We start from the raw sequence: 20,588 nt of genomic DNA on the forward strand, positions 1-20,588 counted from the left end.
CGGTCCGAACCGTGTCATCCGAACCGTGTCATCCGAATTCGGGGTCGGTGTTGCGGCTGCGCTTCATCTCGTAGAAGTACGGGAACTTCGCCATGGCGACGGCGCCGTCGAAGATGCGGACCGCCTCCTCGCCCCGCGGGATGCGGGTCATCACCGGGCCGAAGAACGCCACGCCGTCGATGTGGATCGTGGGCGTGCCCACCTCGTCGCCGACCGGGTCCATGCCCTCGTGGTGCATCCGGCGCAGGGCCTCGTCGTACTCGTCGGTGCCGGCGGCGTCGGCCAGCTCGACCGGCAGCCCGACCTCGGCGAGCGCCTCCTTGACCACGACCCCGTAGTCCTTGTTGTCCTGGTTGTGAATGCGCGCGCCCATCGCGGTGTACAGGTCGCGCAGCACGCCCTCACCGTGGTGCTGCGCGGCGGCGATGCACACCCGGACCGGGCCCCGCCACCTGGGCACCGCCTCACGGTAGAAGTCAGACAGGTCCTCCTTGCCCTCGTTGAGCACGGAAAGACTCATCACCCGGAACCGCAGGTCGATGTCGCGCTGCTTCTCGACCTCCAGAATCCACCGCGACGTGACCCACGCGAACGGGCAGACGGGGTCGAAGTAGAAGTCCACTCGGGGACGGCTGCCCGCTCCGGCCTGGTCGACGGCGCTGTCGATGTCGCTCATGAAACTCTCCTGACGAATGGGCTCGGGGGGATCGGAGGGCCGGTTTCGCGAGCGTATCCAATGACCGGTGGGCCACGACACCGGACTCGACCCCTTGAATCACCAGCGGTTCCCCCTCATCGTCGGCCAGTGGTGTCGTTCTCACCTGCCGGGCTCTCTAGGCTGTCCTCATGGCTGAGATTCACGCGAAGCCGGAGATCGGCGAGAAGGCGGCGACCCTGCGCGCGCTCCACGTGCCCGGCGACCCCCTCGTGCTGCCCAACGCCTGGGACGCCGCGTCGGCGCGCGCCGTCGAGGCGGCGGGCTTCCCCGCCGTCGCCACCGGCAGCGCGTCCGTCGCCGCCGCCCTGGGCTACGAGGACGGGCAGGACACGCCGGCGGACGAGATGTTCGCGGCCGTGGCCCGCATCGCCCGGGCCGTCGCGGTCCCCGTGACCGCCGACGTCGAGCGCGGCTACGGCCTGAAGCCCGCCGAGCTCGTCGAGCGGCTCGCCGCCGCGGGCGCCGTGGGCTGCAACCTGGAGGACTCCGACCCGGCGACCGGAGCGATGATCGACCCCGCTGAGCAGGCGGACTTCGTGGCCGCCGTGCGGGCGGCGGCGGACGAGGCAGGGACCGGCCTCGTGATCAACGCCCGCGTGGACACCTTCATCCACGGTTCGGGGACCCCCGGCGAGAGGCTCGCGGAGGCGCTCGACCGGGGCGGCCGCTACCTCACGGCCGGCGCCGACTGCGTCTACCCGATCTTCGCGGGCGACCCCGAGGTGATCGCCACCCTCGCCCGGGAGCTCGGCGGCCCGATCAACGTGTTGTCCCGGCCCGGCGTGCCGGCCGTCCGCGATCTCGCGGCCCTTGGTGTGGCCAGGGTCAGCTTCGGTCCCGGCATCCACCGCGCGGCCCAGGCGTTCACGGCCCAGATGCTCGACACGATCGCCCGGGGAGACGACCCCTTCCCGCCCGCCTGACCACGCCGGCCGGCCTACATCTCGCCGTACGACCAGCCCGACCAGCGCTCGACGCGGACGAGGATCGCGGGCCCGGCCGGGGGACGCTCGCGATACGGGGCGTACTTGCGCACCAGCGACGCCACGGCCCGCTCGTGCTCCTCGCCGCCCTCCACGACGCGGGCGAGCCCGTCGGCGCGCACCCACCACAGCCGTTCCCAGTCGTCCTCGTAGTGGTCGGCCAGCAGGCAGACGCGGGGATCGTCGCGGATGTCGCGCAGCCGTCGCAGGTCGGTGGTGGCCTTCGGCTTGTGGTCCACCGCCGTCACCACGGTGCCCTTCTCCCCGTCCCGCAGCACGGCGAACGTGACCGGGACGAGCCGCGGCGCGCCCCCGGCTCCGGCGGTCGCGAGGCGGGCCACCGGGGCCGCCGCGAACAGCTCGCGCGCCCGCCCCTCGGGCATTCTCACCGGCCCAGCCTACGCACGGTGAGCCTCCGGTCGCGTCCCCGGGCGCGGTTGATCGTCTTTGTACGGCGGCCTATGGTGTCCGCCATGGAGGCATCTGAGTTACTCGAGCGGGCCCGCTCGCGCGCATCCGACCCCGCAGACCCCCTGGAAGTCCTGTCCGCCGCGATCGCCCTGTGCCGGGACCTGTCCGGCGAAGCGGGCGGCGCGGTGGACTCCCTGCTCGATCTCGCCGTGTGCCGGGCCCGTGAGGCCGGCGCGTCCTGGACCGCCGTCGGTGAGCGGTTCGGGTACATCGTGCGGAGCCCGCGCAGGCGCTTCACGCCCGCCTTCGCCCACCGGCACCTGGTCAACCGCCGCATGAAGCGCGACGCCGCCTGCTCCTTCTGCCGCAGGCCGCCGGGCCCACGCGTCCACATGGTCCACGGCGAGGGCGGGCGCATCTGCGACCGCTGCGTGGCACTGGCCGGCGACATCGTCGCCGGGCTGGCCCGTCGCGGCCGCTGACGCGCGTCAGGTGACGGTGAGCCGCGCCGCGTAGCGCTCGTCCCGCCACAGCTCCTCGCCGAGCACCTCGGCCAGCGCCGTCGCCGCGTCGTGCACGTCGACATGGCGCAGGTACAGCGGGGCGAAGCCGAAACGGACGAAGTCCGGCTCGCGGTAGTCGCCCACCACCCCCCGGTCCGCGAGCGCGCGCACCACGGGGTAACCCTGCGGGTGACGGTAGCTGACCTGGCTTCCCCGCCGTTCCGGGTCGCGCGGGGTGGCCAGGGCGAGCCCGAGCCCGGGGTCGACGAGATCGTCGAGCAGGTCGATGAACAGCGAGGTCAGGGCCAGGCTCTTGGCCCTGACCTCGTCCAGGTCCACCCGCTCCCAGATGTCGAGGGACGCGTTGAGCGCGGCGTACGACAGGATCGGCGGGCTGCCCGTGGCGAAGCGGCGCACACCCGGGGCGGGGCGGTAGTGCGGTTCGAAGTCGAAGGGCGCGGCGTGGCCGTGCCAGCCCGACAGCACGTTGTGGACGGCGTCCTGGTGGCGCGGCGCGACATAGAGATAGGCGGGGGCGCCGGGCCCGCCGTTCAGGTACTTGTAGGTGCAGCCGACGGCGAAGTCCGCCTCGCCCACCCGCACGGGCAGCGCCCCCGCGCTGTGGCACAGGTCCCAGACCATGAGCGCGCCGGCCGCCCGGACCAGCTCCGTCACCGCCGCCATGTCCCTGGCCTCGCCGGTCCGGTAGTCCACGTGTGACAGCAGCACGAGCGCGACGTCCTCGCCGAGGGCGTCCTCCAGCGAGCTGCCGGCCTCGCCGACGTCCCGGATCTCGTACGCGCCGAGCGCCCTGGCGGCGCCCTCCACGACGTACCGGTCGGTGGGGAAGTTGTCGAGGTCGGAGACGATCACACGGCGGCCGGGCCGCAGCGGGAGGGCGGCCGTGACCACCTTGAAGATGTTCACCGAGGTGGAGTCGCCCGCCAGCACGTCGCCGGGCATCGCGCCGACGAGGGGCGCGATGCGGTCGCCGGTGCTCTGGGGCATGTCCCACCAGCCGGCCGTGTTCCAGCTCGCCCCGAGGTGCACCCCCCACTCGGTCTCGACCGCGTGGGCCACGCGTTCCGGCGTACGCCTCGGTAGCGCGCCGAGCGAGTTGCCCAGCAGGTAGACGACCCCGGGAGGCAGCGAGAACTCGTCCCGGAACGCCCCGAGCGGGTCCTTGGCGTCGAGGTCCTGGCATTCGGCACGGCTGAGAACCATCGGCAACTCCTTCGTCACAGCATTATGTACCGAAATATCCGATCTTGTCGTGGTCGTGATGACAGAGCGTTCCCGGTGCCGGCAATACCGGAAGGGACCGTTCCACGGATGCGGACGGCTATAACCCCCAGAGATCGCCACAACGGCACGATCAGCCAAAAGTAAGCACAAGACGCACCCAAGACTCTGTGCGATCGTGGACAAGACGGGGCAAGTTCTCTGGAGACGCCAAACCCCCGTTGGTGACAGAGGGTGATCAAACGTGACGGAATCCCCGTCGGTGCATCACGAGTCCCCGATCTATCGCCGTATCGCCGACCGGCTGCGCGATCAGATCCTGTCCGGAGCACTCGGTGACGGCGACCGCCTACCGGGCGAGAACGCGCTCATGAAGGAGCACGGCGTCGCGCGGGCCACGGCACGACAGGCGCTCGCCGTGCTGATCAACGAAGGGCTGGCCGTGCCGAAGCGGGGATCGGGCGTCTACGTGCGGCTGTTCCGCCCCATCCGCCGCCACGGGTCGCGCCGGCTCTCGCGGGAGCAGTGGGCCCAGGGCCTGGCCATCTGGGACTCCGACACCCGGGGCCGGTCGTACGTCGTGGACGAGGTGACCATCCTGCGCGAACCGGCGAGCGAGCAGGTCGCCCGCGTGCTCGGCGCCGGCGAGGTGTGGGTGCGCCGCCGCCGCTACTCGGTGGACGGCCGTCCGGTGCAGCTCGCGGCCTCCTGCTTTCCCGCCGATCTCGTGGAGGGCACGGCGGTCGTCCTGCCCGACACCGGTCCTGGCGGGGTGTACGCCCGGCTGGGCGAGCTCGGCCGGGCTCCCGTCCACTTCAGCGAGGAGGTGCGGGCACGGATGCCGCTGCCCGGGGAGGCCGGGTCGCTGGGCCTGCCGGCCGGCACGCCGGTGATCTCCGTCACGCGGGTGGCCTTCGCGGAAGGGGGCGTGCCGGTCGAGGTCAATGAGATGACCTTGGACGCGGCGTCGTATGTACTCCAGTACGACTTCGACGCCTAGGTCAAGAGGCAAGGTTGACCTGACCATACCGATCATTGATTTCTCTAGAGATGTCCCGCACCTTGAGGAGGAGACGTCAAGCACCCGGGCATATGGCGAGGAAAGGTGTACGGATGTCCTTGGACCGACGCCTCGCCGAGATCGCCCGGGAGTTTCCCAAGTGGACGATCTGGCGGAGTGACGCGGGCCGGTGGTGGGCGACCCGGCACCACCCGCTCACCTCGGCGCAGCGGGCGGCGGGATGCGCGATGACCATCGACGCCGACGAGCCCGACGGGCTGCGCGAGCTGTTGCGCGAGCAGGAGGCCCGCGTCGCCGATCCATGAGCGCGGAAGCCCCCGACCCGATCGGGGGCGGGGGCTTCCGCTACCACCACTCACACGACTCTCAGCTGGCCACCCGCTGACACGGCGCGGGCGGGCTCACTTGCCGGCGGCCGACTTCCCGTCCGGTGCGGCACGCCGCACCCGGCCGAGGTTGACGTCGGTGTCCTCGGGCGACGGCGGCACGTCGTGACCGTTCTCGTGGCGTCCGTCGTCCACGATCAGGACCGCGTCGTCCTCGTCGCCGTCCATCCGCCCCTGACCCGTGGCGGCGTCGTCCGCCTCGTGCCCGGACGGCGCGGCCTCCAGGGCCTGCGGCGTGTCCTCGACCGGCTCGTGCGGCTGCTCGTAGGACTGCTCGTACGGCTGCTCGTGCCCCTGGGCGGGCGCGCCCGCGGCGATGGCGTGCACCTGCGGCCCGGGCGGCAGCACGGCGGCCTCGTCGATCAGCGGGCCGGCCGCGCTCTCACGGTGCATCAGGTCGCCGAGCACCGCGCCGATCTCGTTGAGCCGCCGCACGACCTCCGTGTGGGTGTCGCTGAGGTAGGCCACCCGGCGGCCGGTGTGCTCGTCCAGCGCGTTCACCCGCTGCTGCGCCGCCGCCAGCATGGCCTCGGCCTGCCCGCGCGCCTCGATGAGCAGCCGCTCCGCCTCCATCCGGGCGGCGGTGAGCTGCCGCTCCCCCTCGGCGCGAGCGGAGCGCAGGGTCTCCTCCGCCTCCGCACGGGCCGAGCGCAGGGTCTCCTCCGCCTCCCCGCGGGCCGAGCCCAGCGTCCCCTCCGCCTCCGCGCCCGCCTGCGCCAGCAGCCGCTCCGACGTGGCGGTGGCGTCGGCGACGCGGCGCTCGGCCTCCTCCTGGGCGGCGCCCCTGATCGCGTCGGCCTGCTCACGCGCCGACGTCACCAGCCGTTCGGCCTCGGCCGCCGAGGTCTCGCGCAGCCTCCTGGCCTCCGACTCGGACGCCTCCTTGTTGGCTGTCGCCTCCTCCTGCGCCAGCTTGAGTATCTGGCTCAGCCGCTCCCCCAGCTCGTCGGGGTTCTGCGGCGACTCCGTCATCCTCCGCCGCGCGTCGGCCAGCTCCAGGCGGCTCTGCTCCGCCTGGTCGATCGTGCGGGCGAGCCGCTCCTCCAGGTCCCGGATCTGGTTGCGGGTCCGGATCATGTAGTCGTGGACCTGCCTGCGGCTGTAGCCACGCATCACGACTTCGAAGGAGTCGTCACTCATCAGGTCGGGGAAGTTGTCGGTCTGATTCGTCATGAGAAACCCTGGGGTTGGAGATAACGACGGTAACGCAGCCAGGACACGACTTTCCTGCTATCCGTCGCACATCGCAACCTGAACGCCTCGGTCGGCCGGCGAAACCGGACGCCGCGCCGGGCCCGGCGCGGGCGCTCGTGGGATCATGGCCCCATGCCGTACATCGCCGACCTGGACGACGACGCCACGCCGATCATCCATCCCGAGGCATGGGTGGCCCCCGGGGCGGTGGTCGTCGGGAGGGTGCGGCTCGGGCGCGGCGCGAACGTCTGGTACGGCTCTGTGCTGCGCGGCGACGACGAGCGCATCGAGGTCGGCGCCGAGGTCAACATCCAGGACCTGTGCTGCCTGCACGCCGATCCCCGTGAGCCCGCGATCCTGGAGGACCGGGTGAGTCTCGGCCACCGGGCGATGGTGCACGGCGCGCACATCGAGACCGGCGCCCTCGTGGGGATCGGGGCGGTCGTGCTCGGCGGCGCGGTCGTCGGGGCCGGGTCCCTGATCGCGGCGGGGGCCGTCGTGCCGCCCGGCCGCCGGATCCCGGCGGGCGTGCTGGTCGCGGGCGTGCCGGGGAAGGTCGTGCGCGAGCTCACCGACGACGACCGCGCCTCCTTCGCCCGTACGCCGGACAACTATCTCGCCAAGGCCCGCCGTCACGCCGCGGCCTCGGTTCGGTCCCGATGAGCGTGCCGGCCAGCGCCCGGTGGTCGGACAGCTCCGGGTCGGTCTCGATGACCTCGGCTCCGCCCGGACGGTAGTCGGCCTCGGTCGCGAAGATGTAGTCGATCTTCCGGCCGCCGCGCGTGGTGGGCTCGCCGCCCCGGCGCGCGACTCCGCGCGAATCCGCGTCGACCTCCGTGTAGCCGCCGTCGCCCAGGCCCATGCCGTACACCTCGGTCAGCTGGTCGTGGCCGGGCTCGCGGTTGAAGTCGCCGGTGAGGATCACCGGGTCGTTCCCGGCGTACTCCGACACCAGTCCGGTGACCTGCCGCGGGGTCTCGGTGTCGGAGATGTGGGTCACGCAGCAGACCGAGCGGCGCGGGCCGACCCGGCCGGTGGCGCACAGCAGGCCGCGCGGGTGGATCGTCTCATCGGGTGCGGCCGGGGCGTGGTCGGCGCGCAGCAGCCGCCGCAGCGGCGGGCCCTCGGCGCCGTTCTTCAGTGCCAGCGCCATGCCGAAGGTCTTGCCGTCCGGCGGGGCCGTGTCCGGGGTGAGATCGCTCCACAGCGTGCGGCACCGGTCCTCGCGGCCCGGCCCGCCGCCCTTCGCGTAGCCGTACCAGACCAGACGGTAGCCGGGCAGCTCACCCCGGAGCAGGCCCACCTGGGCGTAGCACATCTCGGTGAACGACGCGACGTCCGCGTCCCGCGACCGGATCAGCGCGGAGACCTGATCGGCCCAGGTCCTGCGGCGCTCGGGGGTGAGGTCGCGTACGCAGGTGCCGGCGCTGTTGCCCGCCGCGCAGACGTTGTAGGTGAGAACGCTCACCCGATAGGTGTCGGCCACCGATGGAAGACCGGCCACCACAAGCGCAACAATCGCCACTCCTGCGACAAATACCCCCATACATGGAGAAGTTAGTCAGCGGTGGATCACCCGATCCAGGCGCCTGTGGTGAAATTACCGACATTGATTGCCCACACCGGCGCGGCGACCGCGAGGTAGGCCATCATGACCCAGGGCCTTCGGCTGCCGACGACGCCGACCGAGATGTAGAGCGGCCACCACAGCAGGGACGCCCGGCCCACCGACATGTAGAACGACGACATCGCCAGCAGCGCCACCGCCTGCGGCGCCAGGTAGGCGACGTCGGCCCAGTTGCGCCGGACCAGCCGCGCGATGATCAGCAGGACCAGCACGAGCGCCGCGATGATCTCCTCGCGGTACGACGTGGCCAGGATGGGCTCGTTGAGCGACCTGTGCCAGGTGTCGATGAACACGTTCCAGGGCAACTCGGGATAACGGCCCCAATACTGCGCCTCCGCCGCCTTCCAGGCCATGAGGTCGCCGGTGCGGTTCCAGAGGTAGATCATGTACGCCAGCACCGGCACGCCCGGCAGCACCAGCCACGGCGCGTTCCGCCATCCCTTGGGAGCGCGCAGCCCGTCGCGCGAGACGAGGAACTGCACGACCAAGCCCAGGGCCAGGAAGAGCCCGGAGATGCGGATGGACGACGCGAATGCCGCGCAGACTGCGGCGGCCTCCCACCGGCCCCGGCGCGCCAGCAGCCACGCGGGGATGGCGAGCGCGAGGAACAGGCCCTCCGTGTAGCCGGCGAGCAGGAACACGGCGAACGGGCTGAGGAAGAACGCCAGCACGGCCCAGGGGCCGCTGCCCTCCCGGTACGACTCGCTCAGCCGCGACAGCGCCACCGCCACGACGGCGCTCGCGACGAGCGAGATCAGGACGAGGGCGAGCCTCAGGTCCGGGATGACCAGATGAAGGACGCGCAGCAGCAGCGGCAGCCCCGGGAAGAACGCGACGAGCCGCGGCGAGTCCTGGTCCTCCGGCCGGCCGTCGTAGCCGTACCGCGCGATGTCCATGAAGTTGTAGGAGTCGTACCGGTTGAACCGGTCGAGAATCGCGTCCTCCGTACGGCCCGGCGCCGCGAGGATCAGGTAGATGTACGAGGCGACCTGCCAGAAGAACCAGATGAGCAGGGCCGTGCGATCGGGTGAGTGGCTGAGCCACCACATCGCCCAGCGTCTGCGGCCCGAGTGCGGCCCTGTCTGCTCGCCGGTCGCCGTCCCGGCAGAGGTGTCCACGGGCGCCATCTTCTCCGATGCCTCGTCCGCGCTCCGCTCACGGGCGGTCCCGGCCTGCTGGATCTCCGTCACGAGCACCTATGGAATACGCCACGGCAGTCCCTGCCAAGTGGCCGACACACCCCGAAATAGCCATTAAGCCGAAGAAATAAGCATATGTGCTGTTCAACGCCTCCCGGCGCGTGAAACTTTCACCGACGGTCTCCGCCGCGCCGACGCTCCCGCCGCCTCCGGGACCGGCGGGCTACCATCGAATGCAGCGAGGGGACCGCCGGAGTTCGTCGCGGCATCGTCTGCCCCGGAGGGGCATCGGCCAGGACCTGGCCGTCGCCCACTCCGGCTACGGCCGGAAGGCGAGAAGCCGTCCTCTCCGGAGGACGGAGGTCACTGCCGCGTGTACTGGGACGGGTTCACGACGATGGAGCACGACGTGCGCGCCGTCGTCGGCGACCCTCGGTGGACGCTGCTTCCCCCCGTCACCCGGGCGCACGCCCTGGCCCAGCGGGCCCTGGTCACTCCTGACGGCGTCCGGTGGCTGTTCGGCGCGCACGCCCGCTGGTATCGCCTCGACCGCGTCGACGGCCGCTGGCACCTGTCGGCTCCTCCGTCGCATCCGGCCGTCCGCTCCGGCGCACGGCCGAGCCCGCCGAGCGTGGCGATCCCGCCCGCGCTGATCCCCGCGGGCCCCGACTTCGCGTACGACCGCGGGTCCACGCAGGGGTTCGTCGGCCCGGACGTCCCGCACGAGATCACCGAACGGCTCCGCGCGCTGCTGCTCGCCCACCGCGGGCTGCGGCGGGAGGATTTCCCCCTCGGCGGCAGCGTCTACCAGCAGGTCTTCGCCCGCGACGTGGCCGCGACGGTGGCCGCCGTCTGGGGCACGATCATGTGGTGCGCCTACGCGCCCGCCTTCGACGGCAACGAGGTCATGCTGTCGATGTTCGGCGAGTTCCTGGCCCGGCCGTTGCCCGGGGACGACTGGGTGCGCTGGCTGCCCATGGGCTCGCTCGACGCGCTCGTGGCCCTCTACGCCGAGCGGATGCGCTCCGGCGCGCGGGAGGCGGGGCTGCGCCTGGCCGGGCTGATGACCGAGACCGCCACCGTGCTGCGCGCCGACCCCCGGTTCCGCCCGCGCGCCGACGCGCTGATCGCGATGGCCGAGCCGTTGCTCGGCAGCCCCTGGCTGGACCAGCACGCCCTGCCCGGCGGCGCCGTACGGCAGGCCTGGCTGTCGCGCTGCCCGCCACACCTCGTCTCGGCCACGCTCCCCGAATGGGCGCCGGGCGAGCACTTCCGGCACACCCTGTACGACCTGGTCGAGGCCCTGGACTACACGGCCGCACGTGGGATGGATCCGCGGGCCATGGCGGCCGCGCTGCTGGCCGCCGACGTGGCGGGCGTGTGCGGCGTGTCCGAGCCCGCCTGGGCGGCGCCGGGCGGCTCGCGCACCGCGCAGGTGGTCGCCGCGCTCTATCCGTGGATGGACGACGAACTCCGGCAGGCCCTCTATCTGGCGCTCGCCGAGCCTGCCCACCCGCTTCGGGGCTGCTGGCCGGCCGGCGGCGAGCTGCCGCCGGGGCTGGTCCCGCCCGACCGGGAGACGGCCGCCGCCCTGCTCGGCTCCGCGTACGCGACCGGCCTGGCCTGGTGCGCCCTGACCGCGACGCCCGCGCCGCCGGAGGGCTTCGCGGTATGCTCCGCGGTCGTGAAATGCTTGATCCACCAGCGGGACGATCCACGTCCGCAGGAGGCGGCGGAGCCGCGCAGGCCCGACCTGGACGAATCTGGTGGATGGCTGTTCGAAACATCCAATTCGGATATTCCGTCCTTACCTCCGCTTTAGCAATCCCTTCCCCTCATCACTGCCTTTTTCATCGAATTGTGATCTCGATAGCAGGGAAATGGTCCCGGAGGGACGAGGGCCGCGGGTCGGAATGGTCACGATGGGCCATGTCCCGGCAGGGTACCCAGACGTAACCTCGTGATGGGTGTGGGCTGCGGAAGGAAGGACGACGCGGTGGGGCACGACGACCTGGACTCTCGGGTCCACGACCGTGTCGCGTTGGACGAAATCGCGCTCTACGCCGAGGTGCTGGAGGCCGTGAACATCACGGAGAACCGACTGACCTTGGAAGAGCTCGACAACGCGCTCGGATTGCGGACTTCGGCGAGCCGCTGAAGGCATTGAGAGCATGGACCGTCCCGGGCATCTGGTGGGCCCGGGACGGTCGCTCGGCCGTGATGGTCCGTCCGGCCGCCCGGACGGGCGATCACAGACAGGTGATCACGAGCCGGCGATCACGCACAGGCCGATCACGCACAGGCCGGCGCGGACAGGTCGGCAGGAGCAGACGGTGACGGCCAGGCGGTGACGGACAGGCGTCACGACCTGACGAGACGGGCGATGGCCGCCGAGGCCTCCTTCATCTTCTCATCGGCCTCCGGGCCTCCGCTCTTGACGGCGTCGGCGACGCAGTGGGCGATGTGGTCCTCCAGCAGACCGAGCGCCACCGCCTGAAGGGCGCGGGTGGCCGCCGAGACCTGAGTGAGGATGTCGATGCAGTAGGTCTCCTCGTCCACCATCCGCTGCAGTCCCCGGATCTGTCCCTCGATCCGGCGCAGGCGGGTGAGGTAGGCCTGCTTGTCCTCGCTGTACCCGTGCATCCCTCCACGATACCCGTTACCGGTATCCAGCGTCGTCGTCCCGATACAGCGCGTAGGGCGGGCGGTTCCGGGAATGCATCCTTGACATCCTCCCCCTTCTAAAGGAGGGGGATTCCTCGGAGATATCCGATGAACCGGTCGTAGCGGCCCTGGAGTCGCGGATGGGAACCCAGGCTGTCCTTCGCACGCTGCCGTTCGCCGTCATGGCGACGGTGGTCGTGCTCGACCTGCTCGCCGGGTCGTCCCTGGGCCTGCTGCCGTTGCTGACCCTCGGTCCCGCGTTCGCGGTGACGGGCGGCGTGCGCCATACCGCGCTGACCGGGCTGGTCGCGCTCGTCCTGTCCGTGCCGCTGGCCTACCACGACCGCCTGCTCGGCGGCCCGCGGACCACCGTCACGCTGGCCGCGATCGTCGGGGTCACCGCGGCCGCCATGCTGGCGTGCCGCCTCCGGGCCGAGGGCGAACGCAGGCTCGCGGACGTCCGCCTCGTCGCCGAGGCGGTTCAGCGCGCGCTGCTGCACCCGGTGCCCCGCCGCGCGGGCGACCTGCGCATCGCCCTGTCCTACACCTCCGCCGCCGTGGACGCCCGCATCGGCGGGGACCTGTACGACATCGCCAGGGGGCCGGGCGGCGTCCGGCTGATCATCGGCGACGTGCAGGGCAAGGGCCTCGACGCGGTGGAGACGGCGGCCTCGGTCGTCGGCGCCTTCCGCGAGGCGGCCTACGACGAGCCGGCGCTCGCCGATGTCGGCCGGCACCTGGAGGACCACCTCGCGCGGCAACTGGGCGGGGAGAAGTTCGTCACCGCCGTGCTCGCGGAGGTGAGCGAGAACGAGATCCGGCTGCTCAACTACGGTCACCCGCCGCCTCTGCTGCTCACGTGCGACGGCCGTGTCCACCGGCTCGAACCGCGCGAGGAGGCGCCGCCGCTGGGCCTGGGCGCGCTCGCCCCCACCGGCCCCGAGCCGTACGGATCCGCGTTTCGCGAGGGCGACCAGATTCTCTTCTACACCGACGGCGTGTGCGAGGGACGCGACCGGGGTGGAGACTTCTATCCTCTGGAGGACCGGGCGCCCCACCTGCTGCGGGCCCGCGACCCGCAGGAGGCCCTCGACCTGCTGGAACGCGACCTGGTCGCGCACGTCGGCGGGCCCGTCCCGGACGACGCCGCCATGCTGCTCGTCCGCAGGGAACGGCCCTGACGGCCGGGCCCGGGCATCGTTTGCCATGTGCAATCATTGACGGACAGCAGCTCCGGCGGGCCGTGAGGCGACGGCCGGACGGCAGGGCAAGGTGAGCAGGGGCGAGCGCGAGTGGAACCGGGAAGGCACGGACAGCCCGACACCTTCTCCATGCTCACCGTTCTGGACGAGGACGTCGTCGTCATCCGGATGTTCGGCGATCTGGACCTGGGCTCCGCCCACTCGCTGCGCGCCTGCCTGGCCGAGGCCGTCGGGCTGCGTACGCCGCCCCGGATCGTGCTCGACGCCGAAGGGCTCAAGTTCTGCGACTCGACCGGGCTGAGCGTCCTCATGGGAGCCGTGACCGCGGTCAGGGCGGCCGACGGGCGCCTCGCGCTCAGCGGCGCCCACGGGCGCTTCGCCCGAATGCTCAGGATCACCGGCCTCGACACGGAGCTGCCGATCCACGACTCCGTCATCGCCGCCGCCGCGTATCTCAGCGCGCCCGGCGGCTGAACCGGCTCGGCGGGCCACCACACCACGGGCCACCACTCGACGGGCCACCAGCCGCGCGGACGTGCCGCCCGCCGCCGTGACGGGTCACGGGCGGGTCAGGGACGCGAGCGCAGGGGCGGGTCAGGGGCGCGAGCGCAGGCCGTACATGAGCTCCTCCCAACGGACCGCGACGGACGGCGCGGCGTGGGCGGACGCGGTCTCCAGCGCCCCGGCCGCCAGCTTCATGCGGCGGCGTTCGTCGTCCACGAGGGTGAGCAGCGCGCAGGCGAGCGGCTCGGCGTCGCCGCCCTCCCCCTCCTGGACCAGCACGCTGTCGCGGTCCGGGCGGAGGAACTCGGCGGGGCCGCGGGATCCGGCGAAGCCCACGACCGGCACCCCGCAGCTCAGCGCTTCGATGACGGTCATGCCCAGCAGCTCGTGCCGCGACGGCACCGCGACGATGGACGCCTTGGCGAACTCGCCGGGCAGGTCGGGCGTGGTGCCCATGAAGTACACATGGTTGTGCAGGTCGAGGTCGCGGACGAGGGCGCGCAGCCGCCGCTCCTCCGGGCCACCGCCGTACAACCGCAGCCGCCAGTCGGGCCGCTTGTCGGCGACGATCGCGAAGGCCCGCACGAGCTGGTCGTAGGACTTGCCGGGCACCAGCCTGCCCCCGGCGCTGACGATCCGGTTGTCCATGCGGGAGCGCGGCCAGGGCGTCCCGGGCAGCGCGTCCGGGATGACGTGGACGGACAGGTCGTCATCGAGCAGCCGCACCCACTCGTCCCGCCGGGCGGCGGTGCTCGTCACCACGGCGTCGAGGCGGGGATAGAACCGGCGCACCGGGCCGGCCACCGACGGCCTGCCCCACTCCCGCGCGATGCGGACGACGTCTCGCGGGGCATGCCTGGCGGCCTGCACGCTCAGCGACGGCCGGGTGGTGACCAGGACGTCGGCGCGCAGACCGCGCAGCATCCGCCAGAGCGCCACCTCGGTGCGCACCTGTCCCCGGGGCAGTAGGTGATAGACACCGGGCCGGGCGTCCACGAGCCAGCGCAGCGTCACCTGGCGGTCGACCGGGAAGAACGGCGTCTCCCTGGTGCGCCGGACGCTCACCACCTCCACCTCGTGCCGTGAGGCCAGCCCTCCCGCGAGGTTCAGCATCGCCCGCACGTCACCACGCATGCCGTACGCCGAGGGGAGCAGGAACGCGATCTTCACGCTCCCACCTCCAGGAGCAGCTCGTCGCCCTGGGTGAAGCTGGGCCGGATCGGCACGCCGTCCACGAGCGCGTGGGGATAGTGGACGCGGCGGCGTTTGCCCTCGACGTCGTCGAGCCTGGCGCCCAGCGGCAGCGCGCGATCGACGCCGTCCACCTCCAGGTAGGGCTCCCAGGAGCCCTGCGAGTCGGGGGTGGCGGCCAGCACGTCGCACAGCGAGAGCGCGGCGTGGAACCGGACCCCCTTGACGGTGGCGGCGACCCGCACGGTCGCGCCCGCATCGTCGAAGCCCGCGTCCTGGGGGCCGGGATCGTGGGGGCCCACATCGCCGGCGCCCGCACCGTGGTGGCCCACGCCGCGGGGGCCGGCACCGTGATGGCCCGCACCGTGATGGCCCGCATCATGGAGGCCCGCGTCGCTGCGGTCCAGGGTGCTGTGGTCCGGGTCGCCGCGGTCCTGGTTGTTGTGGTTCAGGGTGTTGTGGTTCAGGGTGTTGCGCTCCGGGGCGCCGCGGTCCGGGTCGCTGTGACGCAGCGCGAGCGTGGCGTGACGGTGCTGGTCGTCGTCGTCCAGGCCGGTGTAGGCCAGCAACCCGGTCACCTCGAACCGCCCCTCGCGGAACCACACCGCGCGGACGTCGGCGACCGGCTCCGCCGGATCTATCTTCAGGGCCAGAAATCCGTTTCGCGTGCGGTAGGCCCGGTAGGCCAGCGTCCGGCGGCCCAGGGCGTACGCGTCGAGACGGTCGAGCGAGAACCCGGGATCGGCGCTCTGGACGCGGGCGCGGACGCCGTCCTGTTCGAGGTAGGTGTCCCAGCGGCCGGGACCGAGGTCGAGGGCCGCGAGGGAGACCGCGACGCTGGCGTCCCTCGTACGCCCCCCGGATGCGCCGAGCGTCACCCGCCGTTCCTCACCCGTGCCCCGTCGCCGCAGGACCAGGCGGGTGCCGTCCGCCAGCGGCTCGGCGATGGACAGACGCAGGGAGAGGACGTCCGCCAGGGTGACCTCCGCGTCGATGACGACCACACCCACCGTCCAGCCCCCTCCCCGTCGATTGAGCCAACGTTGAGGTTACCGTGATTTTCCTGTTATGTGGAGAAAGCCTTTGTCACTCTTCCGTGAAACACGGTTCATTACATCGCCTTGACCGGCGATTTCCACAAAAAGTTCACGATCGTGGCAAAGTCTGCTTTACCCCTGCTTGATGGATTTGATCAGGAGCTGGGCGACGTCCACGACCTCCAGCGACTCCTTGGCCTGACCGGCGTTCTTCTTCTCGTTGATCGCGTCGCCGAGCATCACGAGGCAGAACGGGCAGGCGGTGGAGACGGTGTCGGGATCGGTGGTCAGCGCCTCGTCCACCCGCTCGGTGTTGATGCGCTTTCCGATGCGCTCTTCCATCCACATGCGTGCGCCGCCGGCGCCGCAGCAGAATCCGCGTTCCTTGCAGCGGTGCATCTCCTGGGCCTGGACGCCGGGCACCTTGGCCATGATGTCGCGGGGCTGGGCGTAGACCTTGTTGTGCCGCCCGAGGAAGCACGGGTCGTGGTAGGTGATCTTCTCCTCGATCGGGGTGATCGGGGTGAGTCTGCCCTCCTCGACCAGGTGCGCCAGGAGCTGGGTGTGGTGCACGACCTCGTAGGTGCCGCCGAGCTGCGGATACTCATTCGCCAGGGTGTTGAAGCAGTGGGGGCAGGTGGCCACGATCTTCTTGACCCCTGCCTCGTTGAGGGTCTCGATGTTCTGCTGGGCGAGCATGTTGAACAGGAACTCCATACCCAGGCGCCGGGCCGGGTCGCCGGTGCAGGCCTCCATCGGGCCGAGCACGCCGAACTTCACCCCGGCGATGTGCAGCAGCTCCGCCACCGCCTTGGTGGTCTTCTTGGCCCGGTCCTCCAGCGCGCCGGCGCAGCCGACCCAGAAGAGGTACTCGACGTCTTCGGGCATCGTTGAGTCGACGATCGGAACCTCGAAATCGAGCTCCTCGATCCACTCGGCGCGCTTCATCTCCGGCATCCCCCACGGGTTGCCCTTGTTCTCCAGGTTCTTGAGCATCACGCCCGCCTCGGACGGGAACGACGACTCGATCATCACCTGGTAGCGGCGCATGTCGAGGATGTGGTCGATGTGCTCGATGTCGACCGGGCACTGCTCGACGCAGGCGCCGCAGTTCGTGCACGACCACAACACGTCGGGGTGGATGACCCCGTCCTCCCCGACGAGCGGCTTGTCGAGCAGGGCCAGCACGTCCTCGGGGAAGCTCTCCTTCTCCTTCTCCCCGGCCAGCAGGTAGGGCGCGATCGCGAAGGCGTGGTCGCGCTGGTCGAGGATGAGCATCTTGGGCGACAGCGGCTTGTCGGTGTTCCAGGCCGGGCACTGGGACTGGCAGCGGCCGCACTCGGTGCAGGTGTAGAAGTCGAGGAAGCCCTTCCAGGACGTGTCGGTGATCTTGCCGCGGCCGAACACCTCGACCTCGGGGTCGGCCTCCTCGAAGTCGAGCACCTTGCCGTTGCTGCGCATCGGCTGGGCCGGGCCCATCCCGTCGGGGCGGCGGGAGAACAGCACGTTCAGCGGCGCGGTGAAGATGTGCAGGTGTTTGCTGTTCACCACGATGACCAGGAACACCAGCATGAGGCCGATGTGCAGCAGCAGGGCGATCTGCTCCAGCAGCTCGCTGTGCGGCAGGATCCTCCCGATGGCCAGGCTGGCGAAGGCGCCCGAGTCATAGGGGAAGGTGCCGTTGGCGGCCGCCGACCCCCGGGCGAGGAACAGCGTCCAGATGATGTTGAAGATCATGAACAGGACCAGCCAGGCCCCGCCCAGGTGGGATCCGGAGAAACGGGAGCCGCGCCCGAGCTTCTTCGGCGAGTTCTTGATCCGGATGGCGGTGAACGCGACCAGCCCGAGCAGACAGGCGACCGCGATGAAGTCCTGCAGGAAACCCAGCACCGGCCAGGTCCCGATCAACGGGATGTGGAAGTCCGAGTGCCCGGTGATCGCCCCCTGGATGACCGCGCCGTACGCCTCGATGTAGACGGTCAGCAGGATGAAGAACGCCCACATGACGAAGAAGTGGGCGGTGCCGGACGGGGTCCACTTCAGCAGCTTGCGCTGGCCGAAGACCTCGACCAGCTGGGCCTTGATCTCGGCGCCCGCGTGTTCCTTGGCGTACTCGATCCGCTCCGGGGCCGGCTGACCGCTGGTGGCGAGCCGGTAGAGGAACAGCACGCGACGGCCCGCCAGTGCGACCGCCACGGCGGTCGCGACGAGGCCCACAATCGCTACCCAGAGCACGAGTCCCTCCCAAATCGAAACGTCGGCGGCCAGCGTAGGGACGCGGCGCCCTCACGGGGGCGGTGGAATCCCGCCCTGTGGATAACGCCTACGCTTCCCGAATGGTACCGATGAGTAACTTATCCTGGGTCACGCTCGGCGAGTGGCGCTTGTCACTGCGTTTCCCGCCGACGGCACGATACTAGAACAAAGCTCTACAAGAGGGTACGAGAGGGGCGGCCGTAATCTATTCGGCCAGGTAACGCTGCACGGTGGGGCCCAGCAGCGCGACCATCTCCTCGATGTCGGCGGAGGCCAGCGGTTCGAACCTGAGGATGTACCGCGTCATCACCACGCCGAACAACTGCGCGAAGGCGGCCTGTATCCGCAGCGGCGGAACGTTCAGCGTCTCGGCCACCCGGCCGAGGATGGCTGTGGTGAAGAACTCCCGGATCATGCCGACGGCCTGCTCGTTCACCATCGCCGTCCGCACCAGGCCCAGCAGCGGCTCCCTGGCCGCCGGGTCCGCCGTCATCGTCAGGACGAAGCGGACGAGGCGCTCGCCGATCCCCTCACGTGGCCCCGACAGGATGAGGGGAAGCGCCGAGGAGGGGTCCACCGGCAGCCGCATGGCCGCGACGAACGTCCCCTCCTTGCTGTCGAAGTAATGGTGGACGAGAGCCGGATCGACACCGGCCTCCCGGGCGATGCCGCGGATCGTCGCCTTGTCGAATCCCCTCTCCGCGAAGACCCTGCGCGCCGCGGCCAGGATCTCCCCACGGGTGTCCGCCGCGCCCGGACGCCGGCCGGGTCGCCGCCCCGGTCGCGGCCTGCCATCCGAGACCTCCGTCGTCACGTCGCTCCCCGCTCCAGCTCAGTCCCTGCGGCCCACCGCGAGATACACGCGCATGGGGACGGTCACTCGCCCGTCGGGAAAGACCCGGCCGAGCTCGGCGCGCTCCCGGGCGAGCAGCTCCGCCACCACGTCACCCTCCATCCTCGCCATGTAGGAGTGGGAGCGCAGATCGGTCAGGAAGTCCTCCAGTCGCACCGACCTGGTCCACTCGATCCAGGTCTTCGCCACGACGAGGCCGGCGTCGGACATGGCCGCGGCGATCGGCGGCATGCTCCACCCCGGCAGCACGGGCCCGATGTATCCGGGGCACGACTCGGCGAGCCGCACCTGGTTGGCCGCCAGCCAGTCCGCCTTGCCGGGATCCACGCTGTTCCACCAGCCCGCGACCGCGCCGCCGTCCCCGGTCACGCGTACGGCCTCGGCCACCGACCGCACCGGGTCGAGCCAGTGCCACGACTGGGCGTACGTCACAAGGTCGGCCGCGCCCGTGCGGAAGGGCAGGTCGTTCCCGTCGGCCAGCAGGGCCGGGCAGGGCGTGCGGGCGCGCAGCCGGGCCAGCATCCCCTCGCCGCGGTCCACGGCGACCACCCGGGCGCCGCGGTCGAGCAGGCCCCGGGCCGAGATGCCCGTGCCCGCTCCGACGTCGATCACGGTCGCCCCGGCGAGCCGGACCCTCGACAGGCTCTCCAGCGCGACGTAGAGGGCCTCCGGGTAGTGCGGCCTCGCCGCGTCGTACTCCTGGGAGACGCGGTCGAAGACCCGATGGCTGTCCGCGATCCGCTCGTTCATGAGGCCGTGGACGAGGCGGCGTAGTGGAGCCTCGCGAAGGCGAGCGCTTCGGTCAGGTCCTCGATCCGTTCGCTGCGGCTCGTGGCCTTGCGCGTGTTGATCTCCAGGACGATCAGGCCCCGGTAGCCGTTCCCGGCCAGGCGTTCCAGGATCGGCCCGCAGGGCTGCGACCCCCGGCCGGGCACCAGGTGCTCGTCCTTGTTGGTGGTGCCCACCCCGTCCGCCAGATGCAGGTGGGCCAGCCGCTCGCCCAGTTTGGTCGCCATCTCCATCGCGTCGGACCCGGACACCGCCGTATGGGACAGGTCGAGCGTCACGTCGGGGAAGTCGAAGTCGAGGGGGTTCCAGTCCGGCGCGTACGGCACGACCTCGTTGCCTCTGGCCCGCAGCGGGAACATGTTCTCCACCGCGAAGACGACGTCGGTCTCCTCGCGCATCCGGGCCAGGCCCTTCTCGAACTCCTTGGCATAGTCGCGCTGCCAGCGGAAGGGCGGGTGGACGACGACGGTGTGCGCGCCCAGCCGCTCGGCCGCCTCGCGGGCCCTGCGCAGCTTCAGCCACGGGTCCCGGCCCCACACCCGCTGGGTCACCAGCAGGCAGGGCGCGTGCACGGCCATGATCGGGATCTGGTAGTGGTCCCGCAGCCGTTGGAGGACTTCGATGTCCTGGCTGACCGGGTCCTGTCCCACCATGATCTCTACGCCGTCGTACCCGAGCCTGGCGGCCAGTTCGAAGGCGTCCGGCGTACGCTCCGGGTACACCGACGCCGTCGACAGCGCCACCTTGCCGTGGGGCACGCGGATGTCACTCATGAGGCCAGCCTCCCCTGGCGGCCGGCGGGCACGTTCCAGTCCCGTGGCCGTGGCCGTCCGTTCGCTCCATGCGCCCGTTCACGGATCCAGCCTAA

Annotated in this window: 22 protein-coding genes; 9 read left to right on the forward strand and 13 right to left on the reverse strand. The window is 71.2% G+C overall.

The annotated features are described in order from the left end of the window. Positions 1–28: 28 nt before the first annotated feature. Complete coding sequence (locus ACGFIB_RS25760) at positions 29–676, reverse strand: mycothiol-dependent nitroreductase Rv2466c family protein (RefSeq protein WP_357245253.1); 648 nt, start codon at positions 674–676, stop codon at positions 29–31. Positions 677–846: 170 nt separating this feature from the next. Between ACGFIB_RS25760 and ACGFIB_RS25765 the strand changes: the two genes are divergently transcribed. Continuing rightward, entirely contained in the window at positions 847–1,641 is a 795-nt protein-coding gene (locus tag ACGFIB_RS25765; RefSeq protein WP_142574687.1) for an isocitrate lyase/PEP mutase family protein, read from the forward strand. A gap of 14 nt (positions 1,642–1,655) precedes the next feature. Here ACGFIB_RS25765 and ACGFIB_RS25770 read toward each other — a convergent pair whose 3' ends face one another. After that, positions 1,656–2,084, reverse strand: a complete 429-nt coding sequence (locus ACGFIB_RS25770; RefSeq protein ID WP_393375642.1) for a TIGR03668 family PPOX class F420-dependent oxidoreductase — start codon at positions 2,082–2,084, stop codon at positions 1,656–1,658. Positions 2,085–2,174: 90 nt separating this feature from the next. Between ACGFIB_RS25770 and ACGFIB_RS25775 the strand changes: the two genes are divergently transcribed. After that, positions 2,175–2,594 carry a ClpX C4-type zinc finger protein gene (locus tag ACGFIB_RS25775; RefSeq protein WP_357245251.1) on the forward strand — a complete coding sequence of 140 codons (420 nt, stop codon included), beginning with the start codon at positions 2,175–2,177 and terminating at the stop codon, positions 2,592–2,594. 6 nt (positions 2,595–2,600) lie between these two features. Here the strand turns inward: ACGFIB_RS25775 and kynU are convergent, their stop codons facing one another. Continuing rightward, complete coding sequence (kynU, locus tag ACGFIB_RS25780; protein WP_393375581.1) at positions 2,601–3,839, reverse strand: kynureninase; 1,239 nt, start codon at positions 3,837–3,839, stop codon at positions 2,601–2,603. 262 nt (positions 3,840–4,101) lie between these two features. Between kynU and ACGFIB_RS25785 the strand changes: the two genes are divergently transcribed. Both ACGFIB_RS25785 and ACGFIB_RS25790 read left to right on the forward strand, forming a co-directional pair. Continuing rightward, the gene (locus ACGFIB_RS25785) at positions 4,102–4,857 is read left to right on the forward strand and encodes a GntR family transcriptional regulator (protein ID WP_393375584.1); all 756 of its coding nucleotides are present in this window, start codon (positions 4,102–4,104) and stop codon (positions 4,855–4,857) included. 113 nt (positions 4,858–4,970) lie between these two features. Beyond that, complete coding sequence (locus ACGFIB_RS25790) at positions 4,971–5,183, forward strand: hypothetical protein (protein WP_191055433.1); 213 nt, start codon at positions 4,971–4,973, stop codon at positions 5,181–5,183. A 96-nt stretch (positions 5,184–5,279) separates the two neighbouring features. Here ACGFIB_RS25790 and ACGFIB_RS25795 read toward each other — a convergent pair whose 3' ends face one another. Continuing rightward, a complete protein-coding gene (locus tag ACGFIB_RS25795) occupies positions 5,280–6,437 on the reverse strand; it encodes a hypothetical protein (RefSeq protein WP_393375587.1) in 1,158 nt (385 codons plus the stop codon). Between the two features lie 153 nt (positions 6,438–6,590). Between ACGFIB_RS25795 and ACGFIB_RS25800 the strand changes: the two genes are divergently transcribed. Further along, positions 6,591–7,121, forward strand: coding sequence for a gamma carbonic anhydrase family protein (locus ACGFIB_RS25800; protein WP_142565268.1), 531 nt, complete (start codon positions 6,591–6,593; stop codon positions 7,119–7,121). Here the strand turns inward: ACGFIB_RS25800 and ACGFIB_RS25805 are convergent. Further along, positions 7,027–7,962 carry an endonuclease/exonuclease/phosphatase family protein gene (locus ACGFIB_RS25805; RefSeq protein ID WP_393375589.1) on the reverse strand — a complete coding sequence of 312 codons (936 nt, stop codon included), beginning with the start codon at positions 7,960–7,962 and terminating at the stop codon, positions 7,027–7,029. The genes ACGFIB_RS25800 and ACGFIB_RS25805 overlap by 95 nt on opposite strands. A gap of 68 nt (positions 7,963–8,030) precedes the next feature. After that, a complete protein-coding gene (locus ACGFIB_RS25810; RefSeq protein ID WP_142574680.1) occupies positions 8,031–9,275 on the reverse strand; it encodes a mannosyltransferase family protein in 1,245 nt (414 codons plus the stop codon). Positions 9,276–9,597: 322 nt separating this feature from the next. Here ACGFIB_RS25810 and ACGFIB_RS25815 point away from each other — a divergent pair, with 322 nt between their 5' ends. Both ACGFIB_RS25815 and ACGFIB_RS25820 read left to right on the forward strand, forming a co-directional pair. After that, a complete protein-coding gene (locus ACGFIB_RS25815) occupies positions 9,598–11,046 on the forward strand; it encodes a hypothetical protein (protein ID WP_393375591.1) in 1,449 nt (482 codons plus the stop codon). 174 nt (positions 11,047–11,220) lie between these two features. Continuing rightward, on the forward strand, positions 11,221–11,382 hold the full coding sequence (locus tag ACGFIB_RS25820; protein WP_167538777.1) for a hypothetical protein: 162 nt from the start codon (positions 11,221–11,223) through the stop codon (positions 11,380–11,382). Positions 11,383–11,585: 203 nt separating this feature from the next. On the opposite strand, the gene ACGFIB_RS25825 is transcribed toward ACGFIB_RS25820, so the two are convergent. Beyond that, complete coding sequence (locus ACGFIB_RS25825) at positions 11,586–11,867, reverse strand: metal-sensitive transcriptional regulator (RefSeq protein ID WP_393375593.1); 282 nt, start codon at positions 11,865–11,867, stop codon at positions 11,586–11,588. A 161-nt stretch (positions 11,868–12,028) separates the two neighbouring features. On the opposite strand from ACGFIB_RS25825, the gene ACGFIB_RS25830 reads away from it, so the two are divergent. Next, positions 12,029–13,069 carry a PP2C family protein-serine/threonine phosphatase gene (locus ACGFIB_RS25830; RefSeq protein WP_208762423.1) on the forward strand — a complete coding sequence of 347 codons (1,041 nt, stop codon included), beginning with the start codon at positions 12,029–12,031 and terminating at the stop codon, positions 13,067–13,069. Between the two features lie 150 nt (positions 13,070–13,219). Beyond that, positions 13,220–13,564: an STAS domain-containing protein gene (locus ACGFIB_RS25835; protein WP_357245240.1), complete on the forward strand. Its 345-nt coding sequence runs from the start codon at positions 13,220–13,222 to the stop codon at positions 13,562–13,564. A 120-nt stretch (positions 13,565–13,684) separates the two neighbouring features. On the opposite strand, the gene ACGFIB_RS25840 is transcribed toward ACGFIB_RS25835, so the two are convergent. From ACGFIB_RS25840 to ACGFIB_RS25865, 6 genes are all read right to left on the reverse strand, one after another. After that, positions 13,685–14,764 carry a glycosyltransferase gene (locus ACGFIB_RS25840; protein WP_393375597.1) on the reverse strand — a complete coding sequence of 360 codons (1,080 nt, stop codon included), beginning with the start codon at positions 14,762–14,764 and terminating at the stop codon, positions 13,685–13,687. Beyond that, positions 14,761–15,795 (reverse strand): hypothetical protein, encoded by a 1,035-nt coding sequence (locus ACGFIB_RS25845; protein WP_393375599.1) that lies wholly within the window; start codon positions 15,793–15,795, stop codon positions 14,761–14,763. Before ACGFIB_RS25845 ends, ACGFIB_RS25840 begins: the two co-directional genes overlap by 4 nt. Before the next feature lie 159 nt (positions 15,796–15,954). Next, the gene (locus tag ACGFIB_RS25850; RefSeq protein ID WP_142574675.1) at positions 15,955–18,057 is read right to left on the reverse strand and encodes a (Fe-S)-binding protein; all 2,103 of its coding nucleotides are present in this window, start codon (positions 18,055–18,057) and stop codon (positions 15,955–15,957) included. A gap of 226 nt (positions 18,058–18,283) precedes the next feature. Then, entirely contained in the window at positions 18,284–18,892 is a 609-nt protein-coding gene (locus tag ACGFIB_RS25855) for a TetR/AcrR family transcriptional regulator (protein ID WP_142574674.1), read from the reverse strand. A gap of 18 nt (positions 18,893–18,910) precedes the next feature. Beyond that, positions 18,911–19,681: a class I SAM-dependent methyltransferase gene (locus tag ACGFIB_RS25860; RefSeq protein WP_393375603.1), complete on the reverse strand. Its 771-nt coding sequence runs from the start codon at positions 19,679–19,681 to the stop codon at positions 18,911–18,913. Continuing rightward, positions 19,678–20,493 carry a sugar phosphate isomerase/epimerase family protein gene (locus ACGFIB_RS25865; protein ID WP_142574672.1) on the reverse strand — a complete coding sequence of 272 codons (816 nt, stop codon included), beginning with the start codon at positions 20,491–20,493 and terminating at the stop codon, positions 19,678–19,680. Before ACGFIB_RS25865 ends, ACGFIB_RS25860 begins: the two co-directional genes overlap by 4 nt. Positions 20,494–20,588 lie beyond the last annotated feature (95 nt).

The organism is Microbispora bryophytorum (genome assembly GCF_043197435.1).
Lineage (GTDB): Bacteria > Actinomycetota > Actinomycetes > Streptosporangiales > Streptosporangiaceae > Microbispora > Microbispora bryophytorum.

Excerpts from the sequence above, each read along its gene's own strand:
- ACGFIB_RS25760 (WP_357245253.1), bottom strand. The coding sequence starts at position 676 with ATGAGCGACATCGACAGCGCCGTCGACCAGGCCGGAGCGGGCAGCCGT.
- ACGFIB_RS25765 (WP_142574687.1), top strand. The coding sequence starts at position 847 with ATGGCTGAGATTCACGCGAAGCCGGAGATCGGCGAGAAGGCGGCGACC.
- ACGFIB_RS25770 (WP_393375642.1), bottom strand. The coding sequence starts at position 2,084 with ATGCCCGAGGGGCGGGCGCGCGAGCTGTTCGCGGCGGCCCCGGTGGCC.
- ACGFIB_RS25775 (WP_357245251.1), top strand. The coding sequence starts at position 2,175 with ATGGAGGCATCTGAGTTACTCGAGCGGGCCCGCTCGCGCGCATCCGAC.
- kynU (WP_393375581.1), bottom strand. The coding sequence starts at position 3,839 with ATGGTTCTCAGCCGTGCCGAATGCCAGGACCTCGACGCCAAGGACCCG.
- ACGFIB_RS25790 (WP_191055433.1), top strand. The coding sequence starts at position 4,971 with ATGTCCTTGGACCGACGCCTCGCCGAGATCGCCCGGGAGTTTCCCAAG.
- ACGFIB_RS25795 (WP_393375587.1), bottom strand. The coding sequence starts at position 6,437 with ATGACGAATCAGACCGACAACTTCCCCGACCTGATGAGTGACGACTCC.
- ACGFIB_RS25800 (WP_142565268.1), top strand. The coding sequence starts at position 6,591 with ATGCCGTACATCGCCGACCTGGACGACGACGCCACGCCGATCATCCAT.
- ACGFIB_RS25825 (WP_393375593.1), bottom strand. The coding sequence starts at position 11,867 with ATGCACGGGTACAGCGAGGACAAGCAGGCCTACCTCACCCGCCTGCGC.
- ACGFIB_RS25830 (WP_208762423.1), top strand. The coding sequence starts at position 12,029 with ATGGGAACCCAGGCTGTCCTTCGCACGCTGCCGTTCGCCGTCATGGCG.
- ACGFIB_RS25835 (WP_357245240.1), top strand. The coding sequence starts at position 13,220 with ATGCTCACCGTTCTGGACGAGGACGTCGTCGTCATCCGGATGTTCGGC.
- ACGFIB_RS25860 (WP_393375603.1), bottom strand. The coding sequence starts at position 19,681 with ATGAACGAGCGGATCGCGGACAGCCATCGGGTCTTCGACCGCGTCTCC.
- ACGFIB_RS25865 (WP_142574672.1), bottom strand. The coding sequence starts at position 20,493 with ATGAGTGACATCCGCGTGCCCCACGGCAAGGTGGCGCTGTCGACGGCG.